Consider the following 15,356-nt stretch of genomic DNA (forward strand, 5'->3'; position numbering starts at 1 on the left):
GTCGAATCGAGTGCCGGTGCCGTCCGCCACGGAGTGCGGGACCGAACGCGTCCGCTTCTTCTCGGCTCGCTCAGCCGAATACACCCGGGCAGACCGGAAACCGCGATCTGACTGGAATTATGGAGCCGCCTGGGGGAATCGAACCCCCGACCTTTTCATTACGAGTGAAGCGCTCTACCGACTGAGCTAAGGCGGCGTGCCTCTCGGCCAGGGCAGTCTATCGTCCCGGCCCTGGATCGCGAAAACAGGTGGTCAGTTCGTTTGGGCTTCGATGAGGGCGGCGACCATGGCGGCGAGGGCGAAGCGGGGTTTGACGTTCAGGTCGAGGGCCTCGCGGCAGGCGAGGACGGCTTCGACCGAGCGGAGCAGCCCCTCGGGGGAGACGCGGTCGGCGAGGTCGTGGATGGGGTCGCTGAGGTCGGGGTGGGTGAGGGAGACGCCGGTGCGGGCGGCGCCGAAGCGGACGGCGATGGCGTCGCGGTAGACGCCGGCGATATCGATGAGGGTGCGGTCGAGTGCGTCGCGGCCGGTGCGGGTGGCGCGGGATTTCTGGCGGCGCTCGAGATCCTTGAGGACGCCGGCGGAGCCGCGGGTGGCGCCGGCGGCGCCCTTGCCGGTGCCGCCGGCGCCGAGGGCGGTGGCGAGTTCCTCGCGCTCCTGTTCGTCGCGGTCGGCGCTCATCTCCTTTGCCTCGTCGTCGGCGGCCTTGACCAGTTCGTCGGCGGCGCTGTAGCCGTTGCCGCGGCGGACGGCGCCGACCAGGGCGAGCGACTTCTTGCGGCGGGCCCGCGCCTCCGGGTCGGTAGCGAGCCTGCGGGCGCGGCCGACGTGGCCGCCGCTCACCGAGGCGGCCCACTCGGCGGCGTCGGCGGGGAGGCCGTCGCGCTCCCGCAGCACCCGCGCGATGGCGGGGACCGAGGGGGTGACCAGGTGGATGTGCCTGCACCGGGAGCGCAGGGTGATGGCGATGTCCTCGGGGTCGACGGTGGGGGCGCAGAGTAGGAAGACCGTGCGCTCCGGTGGCTCCTCGACGGCCTTGAGCAGGGCATTGGCCGCGCCCTCGGTGAGCCGGTCGGCGTCCTCGACCACCACAACCTGCCAGCGGCCGGTACTCGGCCTGCGGGCGGCGATCTGCACGATGTCGCGCATCTCCCTGACGCTGATGCTGAGCCCCTCGGGCACGATCCGGCGCACGTCGCCGTGCGTGCCGGCGAGCACGGTGGCGCAGGCCTGGCAGTGGCCGCAGCCGGGGGTGCCCGGCGTGGTGCACTGCAGGGCAGCCGCGAAGCACACCGCCGCCACCGAACGGCCGGAGCCGGGCGGGCCGGTGAACAGCCAGGAGTGCGTCATGGCGCCGGACATCCGGCCCGCGCGGGCCGCGGTCGCGGCGGCGGTCAGCTCGGCCTCCACCGCATCCTGCCCGACCAATCGATCGAAGACTCCCGCCACGGCGACCACCCTAGCCGGGTGCACCGACACCGCACGGCGGCCGGCACCTCGGAGGCAAAGGCCGCGCCGGCCCCCGGTGGAGCTACTCGCTGGTGCTGCGCGCCGCCGCCTTCTTCGCGGGCGCCTTCTTGACCGGCGCCTTCTTCGCGGCCGCCGTCGCCTTGGTGGCCGCGGTCTTGGCCGCCGTCTTCTTGGCGGGCGCCTTCTTCGCCGCCGCCTTCTTGGTGGTCTTCTTGGCCACCTTCTTCACCGGACCGCGCGCCCGCCGCTCGGCGAGCAGCTCGGCGGCGCGCTCGTCGGTGATGCTCTCCACCTCGTCGCCCTTGCGCAGGCTGGCATTGGTCTCGCCGTCGGTGACGTACGGCCCGAAGCGGCCGTCCTTGATCACCATGGGCTTCTCGCTCACCGGGTCGGCGCCGAGTTCGCGCAGCGGCGGCGTGGCGGCGGCCTGCCTGCCGCGCCGCTTGGGCTCGGCATAGATCTTGAGCGCCTCGTCCAGCGAGACGGTGAAGATCTGGCTCTCGTCGCCGAGCGAGCGGGAGTCGGTGCCCTTCTTCAGGTACGGCCCGTAGCGCCCGTTCTGCGCGGTGATCTCGTCGCCGGAGGCGGGATCCTTGCCGACCACCCGGGGCAGCGAGAGCAGTTTCAGCGCCTCGTCCAGGGTGACGGTCGCGGGGTCCATGGACTTGAAGAGCGAGCCGGTGCGCGGCTTGGCCGCGGCGGGCTTCTTCGTCGTCTTGGTGGCCTCGGTCTTCTCCGGAGCGGGCAGCAGCTCGGTGACGTACGGGCCGAACCGGCCCTCTTTCACCACGATCTCGTGCCCGGACGCCGGGTCGGAGCCGAGCGAGCGGCCCTCCTGCGGCGTGGCGAAGAGCTTCTCGGCGAGCTCGGGGGTGAGCTCGTCCGGCGGCAGGTCGTCGGGCAGGTTGGCCCGCTGCGAGATCGGGTCGCCCTCCGGATCGTCCGGGTCGGCGACCAGCCGTTCCAGGTACGGGCCGAAGCGGCCGACCCGGACCACCACCTCCCGATCCTCGGCATCGGTGAACAGGACGATCGAGTTGACCTCGCGGGCGTCGATATCGTCCAGCCGCTCGCCGACCATGCGCTTGAGCCCGCCGGAGCGCGCGACCGAGCCCTCCGCCCCGGTCTCGCCGCCGAAGTAGAAGCCGGAGAGCCAGTCGCCGCGACGCTCCCTGCCGCCCGCGATGGCGTCCAGGTCGTCCTCCATGGCGGCGGTGAAGTCGAAGTCGACGAGCCTGCCGAAGTGCGCCTCGAGCAGCCCGACCACCGCGAAGGCCACCCAGGACGGGACAAGCGCGCTGCCGCGCTTGTAGACGTAGCCGCGGTCGAGAATGGTCTTGATGATCGAGGAGTAGGTCGACGGCCTGCCGATCCCGAGCTCCTCCAGCGTCTTGATCAGCGAGGCCTCGGTGTAGCGGGCGGGCGGGTTGGTGCTGTGTCCGTCCGGGTTCAGCTCGACGGCGGTGACGGCCTGGCCCTCGGCCAGCGCGGGCAGCCGGGACTCGGCGTCGTCGGACTGGCCGCCGGCCTCCTCGTCCACGCTCTCCACGTAGGCCTTGAGGAAGCCGGCGAAGGTGATGGTGCGGCCGGAGGTGGAGAAGACGCACTCCTCGCCGGTGCCCGCGTGCCCGGTGACCCGGACCGTGAGTGTGGTGCCCTTGGCGTCGGCCATCTGCGAGGCGACCGTGCGCTGCCAGATCAGCTCGTAGAGCCGGAACTCGTCGTTGTCCAGCCGGGAGTGCAGCTGGCCGGGGGTGGCGAAGGTGTCGCCGGAGGGGCGGATGGCCTCGTGCGCCTCCTGGGCGTTCTTCACCTTGCGGGTGAACTGCCGCGGGGTCGGGTGCACGTACTCGGCGCCGTAGAGCTGGGTGGCCTGCGAGCGGGCCGCGGCGATGGCCGACTCCGACAGCGTCGTGGAGTCGGTGCGCATGTAGGTGATGTAGCCGTTCTCGTACAGCCGCTGCGCCACCCGCATCGTGCGCTCGGAGGTGAAGCGCAGCTTGCGCCCGGCCTCCTGCTGCAGCGTGGAGGTCATGAACGGCGGGTACGGCTTGCGCGTGTACGGCTTGGACTCGACCGAGCTGACGGCCAGGTCGACGCCGTCCAGCGCCTCGGCGAGCCGGCGCGCGTGCGCCTCGTCCAGCACGACGACGCCGGAGGCCGACTTGAGCGCGCCGTTGGAGTCGAAATCGCGGCCCGCGGCGACCCGCGCGCCGTCCACGCTGACCAGCCGGGCGCCGAAGATCCGCGGATTGCTCGCGGCCTCCTGCTCGCCCGCGTCCAGTTTGGCGGCGATATCCCAGTACTCGGCCGAGCGGAAGGCCATCCGCTCGCGCTCGCGGCGCACGATGACCCTGGTCGCCACCGACTGCACCCGGCCTGCCGAGAGCCGCGGCATGACCTTCTTCCACAGCACCGGGCTGACCTCGTAGCCGTACAGCCGGTCCAGGATGCGCCTGGTCTCCTGCGCGTCCACCAGGTCGCTGTCCAGGTCGCGAGTGTCGGCGGCGGCGGCGCGGATGGCGGGTTCGGTGATCTCGTGGAAGACCATCCGGCGCACCGGGATCTTCGGCTTGAGCGTCTCCAGCAGGTGCCAGGCGATGGCCTCGCCCTCGCGGTCCGGGTCGGTGGCGAGGTAGAGCTCGTCGGCATCCTTGAGCAGGCTCTTGAGCTCGGTGACCTTGGACTTCTTGTCCGGGCTCACCACGTAGATGGGCTCGAAGTCGTTGTCCACGTCGACGCCGAGCCGCGCCCACGGCTGGCCCTTGAACTTGGCGGGCACGTCGGCGGCGCCGCGCGGCAGATCCCTGATGTGGCCGACCGAGGCCTCCACCGTGTAGTTGCGGCCCAGGTAGGGGGCGATCTTCCTGGCCTTGGTCGGGGACTCGACGATCACGAGACGACGCAGGGGCCGGCCCTGGTCGGCTGTACCGCGGTCTCGTGTTGCCACCGGCGACTCCACACCTTTCGTTCTTACCCGCACGGCGCGTGTGCGCCCGGCGCGGCTGCAGTGGGCGGCGCGGAACGACCGTCGCCACCAGAGACGTTTATACCCCCGGCCCCGCATACCGCGAGCGCGGCGGAAATACCGAGCGTACGACCTCTCAGCGGTTCAGTATGCACCGAACCGCGAGCGCGATGCTTCCGCGCCGGAAACGCCGGCGGTACGAGCACCCCCCTGAGCGGGGTCCGCGACGGACCCGGACCTCCCCCTGAAACAGCTTCGTCCCTCACCTCCGTCGCCGGTGGTGAGGGACGAACGCTGATGCGTGGCTCAGCTGAGCGCGCGCACTCCGGTGGCCTGCGGGCCCTTCGTGCCCTGACCGACCTCGAATTCGACCTTCTGGTTCTCCTCCAGGGTGCGGAAGCCCGCCCCCTGGATCTCGGAGTAGTGGACGAAGACGTCAGCGGAGCCGTCCTCGGGCGCGATGAAGCCGAACCCCTTCTCCGCGTTGAACCACTTCACAGTTCCCTGTGCCATTCTGTTCCTTCTCTTTCTTACCCGGAACGGCGGACAACTGGGTTCGTCCACCGGGCCCGTTGAGACCGCTGTACTGTTGGTTTCCCCCTGCAGGAAAGCCCGAGCACACCGTTCGCAACTCGATCCTGCTGACGGTTTGGACTTTGGATCCGTCCCTCGAACACAGAAGCTTGCGACCAGGAACCAGTGAACCATGTCTTCCGGCAATTCGACAGTCGAGTTACCGACAATTTGCAAAATTCTTGATCTTGCGAATGCGCAGGTGAGGAACCCATTGGTGGAATCCAAACTTCAGGTCTGTTTGCCGTCTGATAACCAAGTCCGAGTACGGCAAAACGGCTGTGATGCAGATCGCTATTTGGTATCGATTACACCTCCGGCGGTGCGCCGATACACACTGTTCACAGCGGCGGCGGCCGGAAGGGGAGGTTACCTGTGAGTAGGGAGCAGGCGGCGGCGCTGGACCCAGCCCTGTCCTATGGTCGCTCGTTGCTCAACCGTGTTCTGGTCGGCGGCCCGGAATTCGACGGGCAGCTGACCCACGTGCTGGAGCTGCCGGCGAGGGCGGCAGTGCCGGATTCCTGGCCGGAATGGGCTCCGGCCGAGGTCATCGGGGCTTTTCGGGAGAGCGGCGTGCCGGAACCGTGGGGGCATCAGCGGCGGGCGGCGGAGCTGGCGTTCGGCGGCACCGATGTGGTGCTGGCGACCGGCACCGCCTCCGGCAAATCACTGGCCTACCAATTGCCGGTGCTCAGCACCCTGCACGACGATCCGCGGGCCACCGCGCTGTACCTGGCCCCGACCAAGGCGCTCGGCGCCGATCAGCTGCGCGGGGCGGGCGCGCTCACGCACGCCGGGACGCTGCGCGAAGTGCATCCGGCCACCTACGACGGGGATACGGCGCCCGAGGTCAGGCAGTGGGTGCGGGCCAATGCCCGCTTGGTCTTCACCAACCCGGACATGCTGCACCTCAGCGTGCTGCGCTCGCACCAGCGCTGGGCCCGGCTACTGCGCGGGCTGCGCTACGTCGTGGTGGACGAATGCCACGCCTACCGGGGCGTCTTCGGGTCGCACGTGGCGCTGGTGCTGCGCAGGCTGCGGCGGTTGGCAGCGCGCTACGGCGCCGACCCGACCTTCGTGCTGTGCTCGGCGACCGCCGCCGACCCGGCGGCCGCGGCGTCCCGGCTGATCGGGCGGGAGTGCGCGGCGGTGACCGATGACGGCTCGCCCAGCGGCCCGCGCACCATCGCGCTCTGGGAGCCGCCGCTGCTCACCGGCGTGACCGGGGAGAACGGCGCGCCGGTGCGCCGCTCGGCGACCGGCGAGGCGGGCCGATTCCTCGCCGACCTGGTGCTGGAGGGCGCCCGCACGTTGGCCTTCGTGCGCTCCCGGCGCGGTGCGGAGACGACCGCGCTGGAGGCACGCAGGCTGCTCGCGGCGGTCGATCCGGAGCTGGCCGGGCGGGTGGCGGCGTACCGAGCCGGGTACCTGCCGGAGGACCGCAGGGCGCTGGAGGCGGCGCTCTCCGACGGTGAACTGCTCGGCGTCGCGACCACGAACGCGCTGGAGCTGGGGGTGGACATCGCGGGGCTGGACGCCGTGGTGATATCCGGTTTCCCCGGCACCGTTGCCTCCTTCCGGCAGCAGGCAGGGCGCGCGGGGCGGCGCACCCAAGGCGCGCTGGTCCTGCTCGTGGCCAGGGACGATCCGCTCGACACCTACCTCGTGCACCACCCGGAGGCGCTGCTCGGCAAGCCGGTGGAGGCCACCATCACCGACCCGCGCAACCCCTACGTCCTCGGCCCGCATCTGCTCTGCGCGGCCTGCGAGCTGCCGCTCACCGAGAACGAGATCGACGCGCTGGGCGCCCGCGCGGTGGTCACCGAGCTCGCCGCCGACGGGCTGATCCGGCGGCGGCCGGGGCGCACCGCCGACGAGCCCGCGCGCTGGCACGCCACCGCGGGCAGCCAGCCGCACGACGAGGTGGACGTGCGCGGCGGCATCGGCGATCCGGTGGTGATCGTGGACGGCGAGACCGGCAGGCTGCTCGGCACCGCCGACGCCGGGCGGGCACTCGCGACCCTGCACCCCGGCGCCGTCCACCTGCATCAGGGCGAGACCTTCCAGGTGGAGGAGCTCGACCTGGACGAGGGCGTCGCCTTCGTCCGCGCGGGGGATCCCGGGTACACCACCCATGCCAGGCAGACGACCTCGATCGAGCTGGTGCACACGCTGGACCAGCGGGTTTCCGGCCGGATGGTGGCGGAACTGGCCCAGGTGCGAGTAACCGGGCAGGTCGTCGGCTACCTGCGCACCCTGGCCGACGGCACCGTGCTCGACCTGATCGAACTCGATATGCCGGAGCAGATCCTCCCCTCTGTCGCGGTCCTATACACGATGACCCCGGCGCTCCTGGCCGCGGCCGGGATCGTGGACGTTCCCGGTGCGCTGCACGCCGCCGAGCACGCCGCCATCGGGCTGCTGCCGCTCATCGCGACCTGCGACCGCTGGGATATCGGCGGCGTCTCCACCGCCGAGCACCCGGATACCGGGCTGCCGACAGTCTTCGTCTACGACGGGCAGCCCGGGGGTGCGGGCTTCGCCGAGCGCGGGTACGCGGCGCTGGAGCGCTGGCTGGCGGCGACCCGGGACCTGATCATCGCCTGCGAGTGCGCGGCCGGGTGTCCGTCCTGCGTGCAGTCACCCAAGTGTGGAAGCGGGAATCATCCGCTGGACAAGGACGGTGCGGCCCGCCTGCTCGGCGCGGTGCTGCGGGAGATCACCGACGCAAGGCCGATCCGTGACGGTCGCGACGCCGCCTCGTGACCGCTCCGCCGCTCGCGCTGGGTCGAAGCTCGGCCTGCCCGCCGCCACCGGGCCACAGCCGGCCCGTGGGCGGCCTGGAGGAATAAAAAGGATTGATTTCATGTTAACTGGACTATTGCCACGTCACCCAATCGCACCCGCCGGGTTTATTTCGTTCTGTTTCGATTGGTTCTCCGCGCATTAGTACGACCCTTCGCAATTCCCGCAGAATCGCGATTAATTCACGCCGATTGCGACGATACCGAGGCTTGCGTAATAGCGCATCGTGATCACTCGATCTTCTCCACCGGACCGGCTCGAGCGGCTGCGCTGGCGAATCGCACACCGAACAGACCTAGCGGTATTTGCACTTCCGCGACGACGGTCACATCCCACTGATCGACGGTGCACTCGCGCAGGCGGGTTCCGGCTCGAGTCGAGAGGGCGTCCGCCGCTGCGCATCCGGCCACCGGGCCCTCGATGAGTGCGGCTGCCGCCGCCAGGGCCGCCAGGTCGGCGGTGGATTGGACGCGGTGCCTCGCGGTGATGGTGGCGCCGAGATGGGTGAGCATCGCGGTGAGTGCGAGCAGGGTGAGGACGGCGAAGCAGGTGGTGATCGTCGCGCTGCCCCGCTCGGCCGAGGGCGAACCGGGTGCGGCGCCGACTCCGCGTCGCGGTCTCCGCGCGAGCTGCGTTGCGCTGCCGCGCCCGCCTCGCGCGTTCTCGACGGGCGTGGTTGTGCCTGCGGGTGCGCTCATGGGGCTCCTCCTGGTTCGACGGCTGCCAAGGCCTCCGCCCGGAGCCGTAGGCCGGGTAGCAGCGGGACCGAGGCTGTGACCTGCGCGGTGACGAGGGCGCCGTCGTCGCGGATCGCGATGTCGGCGCCGCGTGGTGCGACCCGGCGGGCCGCGGTTTCGGCGTGCGAGCGATCGCCGCGCGCGGCGAGGCGAGCGGCTTCGCGGGCGGCGTCGACACAGCGGAGCTGCGCCGACGCCGCGAGCAGGGCTCCGAGGCACAGGGTGAGCACCGCGATCAGGGTGGCGATCGCGAGGGCGGCCTCGACGGTGACGCCGCCGCGGTCGCCTCGGAGCGTGGCGGTCAGACGGTGGTGTTCAGTGCCCGGTCGATGATGCCGGTGAGCGCGTCGACGATATTGTCGCCGGTCACCACGGTGTAGAGCACGGCGCCGAAGGCCGCTGCCGCGATCGTTCCGATCGCGTACTCCACGGTGGACATGCCGTCGTCGGCTTCCAGTGCGTGCCGCAGCCGCGCGCGCAGCCTGGGCTTCGTTGTGGTCATCCCACTCCCCTTCCGGTTCGGCGGGCGCCCCGCGCGCCCGCACGTTCGTGTGCCGCCTCACAGCAGCCCGTTTCCGAGGACCTGGCCTGCCAGCCCGATCACCACCGGCACGATGCCGAGGCAGAGGAAGGCGGGCAGGAAGCAGAGGCCGAGCGGGCCCGCGATCAGGACGCCCGCGCGTTCGGCGCGGGCGGCGGCCGTGTCCTCGACCGCTGCCCGGCGGTGGCGGGCGAGTTCGGTGACGGCGGTGGCCAGTGACGCCCCCGAGCGAGCCGAGCGGCGTGCCAGCCTGGCGAGTGCATCGATCTCCTCGGCGCCGGGGCGGTTCGCGCACTCGGTGGCGGCTCGGTGCCAGGCGGTACTCGCCTCCGCGCCGAGGCCGAGTAGTTCCGCGGCGCGCCGCAGGGCTCCGGCCACCGCGGGTGGTGCGGTCGGGGCCACCGCGCGGGCCGCGTTCGCCATGGGCAGGCCGGCGCGCAGGCAGGCGGCCAAGAGGTCGAAGACGGAGGCGCCCGCGAGTGGGTCTGCGGCGCTTTCGGATTCCGGCTCCGGGCCTGCGGCGGGTGTGTGCCATCGGCGCAGGACCGGAGGGGGCGGCGGTGCGGCCAGCAGGGCGAGTGCGAGCAGGAGGAGCGGGGCGGGGGTCAGCGCGGCGGTCATGGCAGCCGTGCCTCGTGCTGGGGACCGGACGGGGTACGGAGGATGGTCATGAGATCTGTGCCTCGTGCAGGCAACCGGACTGGGTGCGGAGGATGGTCATGGGAGTACCGATCGGGTGATGGCGTCGGTCCAGAGGAGGCCCGCGCAGGCGAAGGTGGCGCCGAGTGGGAGGAGGAGCGTGCCGGTGCCGGTGCCGAGGAGGACTCGGAGGGGGGCGGCGCCCATGAGGTGGCCGAGGGCGATGCCGAGGATCGGGAGCGCTGCCAGGACCGTTGCGGTGGCTCGGGCGCCCGCCAGTGCCGCTGTGGTGCGGCTGCGGAAGCGTTGGCGGGCATGTAGGTCGGTGCGGGCGGCGGTGAGTAGTTCGGCGAGGGCGAGGCCGTGTTCCTCGGCGATGCGCCATGCGGTGGCGATGCGGGCGAGTTCGGGGGCGATCGGGGAGGTGGGGCGTTCCAGGCCGTCGGCGGCGGAGCCGCCGAGCTTGCCGCGGGCCGCGGCTACGGCGAAGGCGGTGGCTGCTTCGCCGCGGGCATCCGTGGCGGCGGACTCCGCGGCAGCGCCGGGGTGGGCGCCGACTTGTAGTTCGGCGATGACGAGTTCGAGGGCGTCGAGGAGGTCGGCGGAGCCGGTTTCGCGGGCTCGGTCGGTGCGGGAGCGACGGATCCGGATCAGGATGGTGCAGGCCAGGATGCCGGTGGCGATAGCGGCGCTCGCGCCGAGCAGGGTCGCCGCCGCGGTGGCGAGCAGGCAGGTGGCCTCGGCACGGTGGGCCGAGAGGAGGGGCCATCGTCGCGGCACGGACCTGCCGCCGGCTCTCCGGGACGAATCACCCGTGAGCAGCGGCGTGGCACCGGCGGTCCACCACGGACTGCCCGTGTTCGTCGGGGAGCCGCCCGTCGGCTGCGGAGCCCTACGGATGCCGGACGATGCGAAGCGCCTGCGTGCGGCGGCGGGCGGTAGCAGCAGGAGAGCCAGGGCGAGACAGGCCAGTCCGGTGCTCATGTCCACCATCCGGTGACTCCGCGCTCGGCCAGGAGCGCGCTCAAGGCGGGGGCGCCCGGGGTGGGGCCGCGCTCGGCGCTCCATGCCGCCTCGATGCGGACTTCGGCATCCCCGACTCGCCGCAGCACCCCGATCTCGCGCAGCCCGCGTGACCCGTCTGCCCGCCGGTGCACGTGCAGCACCACCTGAACGGCGGCGGCGAGCTGACTGTGCAGCGCCGCACGCCCCATACCGCCGAGTGCGGCGAGCGCCTCCAATCGGGCGGGCACCTCGCGGGGGGAGTTGGCGTGCACGGTGCCCGCTCCCCCGTCGTGCCCGGTGTTCAGCGCGGTGAGCAGATCGACGACCTCCGCGCCGCGCACCTCGCCGACGACGATCCGGTCCGGGCGCATGCGCAGCGCCTGGCGGACGAGGTCGCGCACCGTGACCGATCCCGCGCCCTCCACATTGGCGGGGCGGGCGACGAGCCGGACGACGTGCGGGTGCGGTGGGGCGAGCTCGGCGGCGTCCTCCACGCAGACGATGCGTTCGCTCGGTGACACCGTGGCGAGCAGGCTCGCGAGTAACGTGGTCTTGCCCGCTCCGGTTCCGCCGACGACCAGAAAGGCGAGACGGGCCCGGATGATGCCGATGAGCAGTTCCCGTGCCTCCGGTGTGACGGCTCCCGCGCGGGTGAGAGCGTCCAGCCCCTGGGTGGCGGGGCGCAGCACGCGCAGCGACAGGCAGGTGCCGCCGTGCGCCACCGGGGCGAGCACCGCGTGCAGCCGGACCCCGAAGGTGGCACCGAGGCCCGCCTCATGGCCGGGCAGCTTGCCATCGACCCACGGCTGCGCATCGTCGAGGCGCCGACCGGCGGCCAGCGCCAGCCGCTGCGCGAGCCGACGCACGGCCGCTTCGTCCGGAAACGTGACACTGGTGCGCTCCAGCCCGCCACCGCGATCGATCCAGACCGCATCCGGCCCGGTGACCAGCACATCGGCTACGGCGGGGTCGTGCAGCAGCGGTTCGAGGGCGCCGGCCCCGGTCATCTCGGTCTGCAGCAGCCGGAGCGCGCGCAGCAGGTCGGTGTCGCCGAGCACGCCACCCGCTTCGGCGCGGATGGCGTCGGCGAGCTGCTCGGGCTCGGGCGGGCCGGTGCCGATGGCGAGCCGTTCCCGCACCCGGTCCAGCAGTTCGGCGGTGACGAGGGCGCTCATTGCCCGCTCCGGTCGCCGAGCACGGCGAGGATGGCATCGGCGGCCCTGGTCAGCGGGGTGCGGCGGCCGATGCCGAGGCCGCCGCGTTCCAACCTCCCGGCGAGCCCCGGTTCGGCGCGGACGGCGGCGAGCAGCGGGAGGTCGAGAGCGGCGGCGATCTCGGTGCCGCGCAGGTTGCCGGGCGCGGGGCCGCGGATGACCAACCCCTGGTTCGGGTTTCGGCGGCGGATGGAGGTGGTGACGGCGCAGGCCGCGGCGAGGGCCCGCAGTCGCGCGGGCACCACGAGGACGACGAGATCGGCGGCGTCCAGCATCTGCTCGGCGTGCGGCCCCCGCTCGCCGGATATGTCACAGATCACGAGATCGCCTGCGGCGCGGCCTGCTTCGACGACGGCGCGGCTCGCGGCCGGGCCGATGGGGGCGGGCAACTTCCCGGCAGCGGGACGGTCGCAGGAGAGCACGGCGAGGCCGGGTGCGGCGCTGGGAAGGGCGTTGTGCAGTGCACTCGCGGCGACCCTTCCGTCTTCGATGGCGAGGTCGGACCAGCGCGGGCCCGCGGCGGCTTCGATACCGAGGAGCAGGTCGAGGCCGCCGCCGTGCGGGGCGCCGTCGACCAGCACGGTGTGGCCGCGGAACTCGAGCGCCGCCGCGCGCAGCGCCGTCGCGGCGGCGAGGGTGGAGGCGCCTGCCCCGCCGACGGCGCCCGCGAGCGCGACGACGACGCCGTCGCCGGCGGCCGGCTCGGCATGCTCAGCAAACTTCTGCACCAGTTCGACGGCGGCGCCGGGCAGCGCGACCACCCGCTCGGCTCCGACGGCCGCGGCAGCCCGGTAGTCGGGCAGCTCCGGTTCACCGGCGGTGACCAGGACGACGCCGACCCGCCGCGGGTGCCCGGCCGCGGCACAGCTGGTGGCCGCGGCGGTATCGAGCACGACGAGCGGGGCGGCGCTCCAGGCATGCCTGCCGACCGGCGGCGACTGCTCGGTGAGCGGGCGCTGGGCGGCCGCCGCGACCCGCCGCACCTCGGCACGCAGGGCGCTCGCGGCCACCAGCGCCAGGGCGGGGGCGGCACCACCGTTCTCGGTATCCATGCAGTTCAGCGTGGTGGAGCCGGGGGGACCGCGACAGCCCCCGCCCGACGAATGTGGATAACTCCGACCCTGTGGACAAGTCCCGCCGTGACCCGCGCCGAACACGGCACGAACCGGCTGGAAATAGAGGACGGCCCCAGCCGGGGGGGGAGGAGGCTGGGGCCGTCGGGGTTCAGCCCCGGGGGGTCGGGCTGAACACGCCTGGAACGATGTCCAGGTACTGGCCATACTACACCCACGATCGGGATCGGACGCAAGTCCGACGTGCCACATTCTCCGCCACCGTGTCGCCCCGTGAGCGGGCCGGGAGCCGGCTGTGCGCGCCCGCGCGGCGGCGTGGCAAACCCGCAGTGACAGCACGCGCGCAGGGACCGGCACACTCGCCTCCCGCATGCCTATCCTGGACCGATGACGGCCGACGACCCCCTAGCGCGGAACGAGCCCCCGGATCGGGCCGGGCCCGTGGCCGCGTTCTTCGACCTGGACAAGACGGTGATCGCCAAGTCCAGCACGTTCGTGTTCAGCAAGCCGTTCTACGCCCAAGGGCTGCTGAACCGGCGCTCGGTACTGGAGAGCAGCTACGCGCACTTCCTCTTCCAGCTCTCCGGCGCGGACCACGATCAGATGGAGCGCATGCGCGCGCACCTGACCAGCATGTGCGCGGGCTGGGACGTGGAGCAGGTGAAATCCATTGTGGCGGAGACGCTGCACGAGCTGGTGGAGCCGCTGATCTACGCGGAGGCGATGGATCTGATCGCCGACCACCGGATCCGCGGGCACGACGTGGTGATCGTCTCGGCCTCCGGCGAGGAGATCGTGGCGCCGATCGCGGCGGCGCTCGGCGCCGATCACGTGGCGGCGACCCGGATGGTGGTCGCGGACGGCCACTACACCGGCGAGCTGGACTTCTACTGCTACGGCGCGGGCAAGGTGGCCGCGATCGACAAGCTCGCGGCGGACCAGGGTTACGAGCTGGCGCGCTGCTACGCCTACTCGGATTCGGTGACCGACCTGCCCATGCTGAGCGCGGTCGGGCACCCGACGGCGGTGAACCCGGACCGCGCGCTGCGCCGGGAGGCGACGGCCCGCGGCTGGCCGGTGCTGACCTTCTCGAACCCGGTCTCGCTGTGGTCCCGCTTCCCGAGCTCCTCGTCGACGGTGGCGGCCACCGCGGCGGTCGGGCTCGGCGCGCTGGTGGCAGGCGCGGTCAGCTACCGGCTGCTCCGGAAGCGGTAGAAACATCCAGCAAATCGACCCTTGATGTGAGGGCGGTCACAATGTAAGAATGGGTGCCACGGGAAGACGGAAGGCCAGGGCGGAGCCGGAAGAGAAGGCTCAGTCTCCCGACCTTCTTCCCCAGCACGGACGCCAGGTACCCACGCGGAGCGCGCCGCGAAAGGGCAGAAGCGTTGTGGGCCTGCGGGTTCCGGATTGGTGGCGGCGATGGCCTCGCACAGGTTGCGGGGATGAACCGCCGGGGTCCGGTCCATCCGCCGAGGCCGGAGAACACAACCCACCGAGCACGCTTGGTAGCCCGGTGATCCGTGCTCGCGGGCGGTGAGTCGATGCCGACACACCGCCCGCTGTGGTGTCCGGCTACTGTGTGGCAGCCGCGTCCGCGATCGAGGTCGCCTCGCGCGCACCGTCTTCCAGTCCGCCGCAGCAGAAGATGACCCAGCCGCCGACGGCCTCCGGCTCGCCCGAGCCGAAGCCGGCGGCGGCGTCCACGTAGGCCTGCCTGCGCCGCAGCCAGAAGACCTCGGGCACGCCGAGCGCATGCGGGTCGAGGCCACTGGACACCGTGACCAGCCGGGCCGCGGCCCTGGCGACCACGCCGTCGGCGGTGCCGAAGGGGCGCAGCGCGAGCAGCTCGCCGTGCACCACCGCCGCGATCACCGGGGCGGGGGCGGTGGAGGTCAGCGCGATCTGGGCGAGCAGGTCGAGCCGCTCGGCCACCCCGGCGTCGGCGCGCGGACGGCCGAGCGCCGCTTCCTCGCTCAGGTCGGCGGCGGCGAGCAGGTGCAGCCGGGCCAGCGCCTGCAGCGGCGCACGCTGCCAGGTGCCTGCCAGATTGCGCAGCGCGTCGCCGTCCAGCGCCTGCCCGACCCGCAGCGCCCCGGCCAGGACGGGATCGTCGACCCGGCCGTCCACACTCGGCAGCTCGGTGCTGCCGCCGTCGATGGCGGCCGAGGAGCGGGCGGCGCGCACCGCAGCCTCGGCGGCGGTGGTCGGCCAGCCGCGCCGGTTGCTCCGGTGCCGGTGCACCGCGGCGAGTGCCTCGCGGGCGCGGTCGGCGGCCGCGCGGACGCCGGGCAGGTCGACGAGGGGTTGCAGCGGGTCGGTCACGGGGTA

General features: G+C 72.3%; 13 protein-coding genes and 1 tRNA gene. 2 read left to right on the forward strand and 12 right to left on the reverse strand.

From position 1 onward, the window contains the following. Positions 1–120 precede the first annotated feature (120 nt). From NH2_RS03485 to NH2_RS03500, 4 genes are all read right to left on the reverse strand, one after another. Positions 121–196: transfer RNA gene (locus NH2_RS03485), tRNA-Thr, on the reverse strand. Positions 197–252: 56 nt separating this feature from the next. Beyond that, the gene (locus NH2_RS03490; protein WP_067649205.1) at positions 253–1,449 is read right to left on the reverse strand and encodes a DNA polymerase III subunit delta'; all 1,197 of its coding nucleotides are present in this window, start codon (positions 1,447–1,449) and stop codon (positions 253–255) included. 82 nt (positions 1,450–1,531) lie between these two features. Next, positions 1,532–4,420, reverse strand: a complete 2,889-nt coding sequence (topA, locus tag NH2_RS03495; RefSeq protein WP_067649208.1) for a type I DNA topoisomerase — start codon at positions 4,418–4,420, stop codon at positions 1,532–1,534. 324 nt (positions 4,421–4,744) lie between these two features. After that, a complete protein-coding gene (locus tag NH2_RS03500) occupies positions 4,745–4,951 on the reverse strand; it encodes a cold-shock protein (protein WP_067648074.1) in 207 nt (68 codons plus the stop codon). Between the two features lie 489 nt (positions 4,952–5,440). On the opposite strand from NH2_RS03500, the gene NH2_RS03505 reads away from it, so the two are divergent. Then, a complete protein-coding gene (locus NH2_RS03505) occupies positions 5,441–7,777 on the forward strand; it encodes a DEAD/DEAH box helicase (RefSeq protein WP_084505185.1) in 2,337 nt (778 codons plus the stop codon). A 269-nt stretch (positions 7,778–8,046) separates the two neighbouring features. On the opposite strand, the gene NH2_RS03510 is transcribed toward NH2_RS03505, so the two are convergent. The 7 genes from NH2_RS03510 to ssd all read right to left on the reverse strand — a co-directional run bounded on the left by NH2_RS03510 (position 8,047) and on the right by ssd (position 13,004). Further along, positions 8,047–8,514, reverse strand: a complete 468-nt coding sequence (locus NH2_RS03510) for an Rv3654c family TadE-like protein (protein ID WP_067648077.1) — start codon at positions 8,512–8,514, stop codon at positions 8,047–8,049. Next, positions 8,511–8,858, reverse strand: coding sequence for a TadE family type IV pilus minor pilin (locus tag NH2_RS30075; RefSeq protein ID WP_067649212.1), 348 nt, complete (start codon positions 8,856–8,858; stop codon positions 8,511–8,513). Before NH2_RS30075 ends, NH2_RS03510 begins: the two co-directional genes overlap by 4 nt. Further along, on the reverse strand, positions 8,855–9,055 hold the full coding sequence (locus NH2_RS03520) for a DUF4244 domain-containing protein (RefSeq protein WP_067648080.1): 201 nt from the start codon (positions 9,053–9,055) through the stop codon (positions 8,855–8,857). Before NH2_RS03520 ends, NH2_RS30075 begins: the two co-directional genes overlap by 4 nt. A gap of 57 nt (positions 9,056–9,112) precedes the next feature. Beyond that, positions 9,113–9,715, reverse strand: coding sequence for a type II secretion system F family protein (locus NH2_RS03525; RefSeq protein ID WP_067648083.1), 603 nt, complete (start codon positions 9,713–9,715; stop codon positions 9,113–9,115). Positions 9,716–9,811: 96 nt separating this feature from the next. Continuing rightward, positions 9,812–10,513: a type II secretion system F family protein gene (locus NH2_RS03530; protein WP_245650410.1), complete on the reverse strand. Its 702-nt coding sequence runs from the start codon at positions 10,511–10,513 to the stop codon at positions 9,812–9,814. A gap of 200 nt (positions 10,514–10,713) precedes the next feature. Then, positions 10,714–11,913: a TadA family conjugal transfer-associated ATPase gene (locus tag NH2_RS03535; RefSeq protein WP_067648086.1), complete on the reverse strand. Its 1,200-nt coding sequence runs from the start codon at positions 11,911–11,913 to the stop codon at positions 10,714–10,716. Further along, positions 11,910–13,004: a septum site-determining protein Ssd gene (gene ssd / locus NH2_RS03540; RefSeq protein ID WP_067648089.1), complete on the reverse strand. Its 1,095-nt coding sequence runs from the start codon at positions 13,002–13,004 to the stop codon at positions 11,910–11,912. The genes NH2_RS03535 and ssd overlap by 4 nt, the downstream gene beginning before the upstream one ends. A gap of 408 nt (positions 13,005–13,412) precedes the next feature. On the opposite strand from ssd, the gene NH2_RS03545 reads away from it, so the two are divergent. Continuing rightward, on the forward strand, positions 13,413–14,240 hold the full coding sequence (locus NH2_RS03545) for an HAD family hydrolase (protein ID WP_067648092.1): 828 nt from the start codon (positions 13,413–13,415) through the stop codon (positions 14,238–14,240). A 360-nt stretch (positions 14,241–14,600) separates the two neighbouring features. Here NH2_RS03545 and NH2_RS03550 read toward each other — a convergent pair whose 3' ends face one another. Then, positions 14,601–15,350: a Fic family protein gene (locus NH2_RS03550; RefSeq protein ID WP_067648094.1), complete on the reverse strand. Its 750-nt coding sequence runs from the start codon at positions 15,348–15,350 to the stop codon at positions 14,601–14,603. Positions 15,351–15,356 lie beyond the last annotated feature (6 nt).

It is taken from the genome of Nocardia harenae NBRC 108248, from assembly GCF_001612885.1.
GTDB lineage: Bacteria > Actinomycetota > Actinomycetes > Mycobacteriales > Mycobacteriaceae > Nocardia > Nocardia harenae.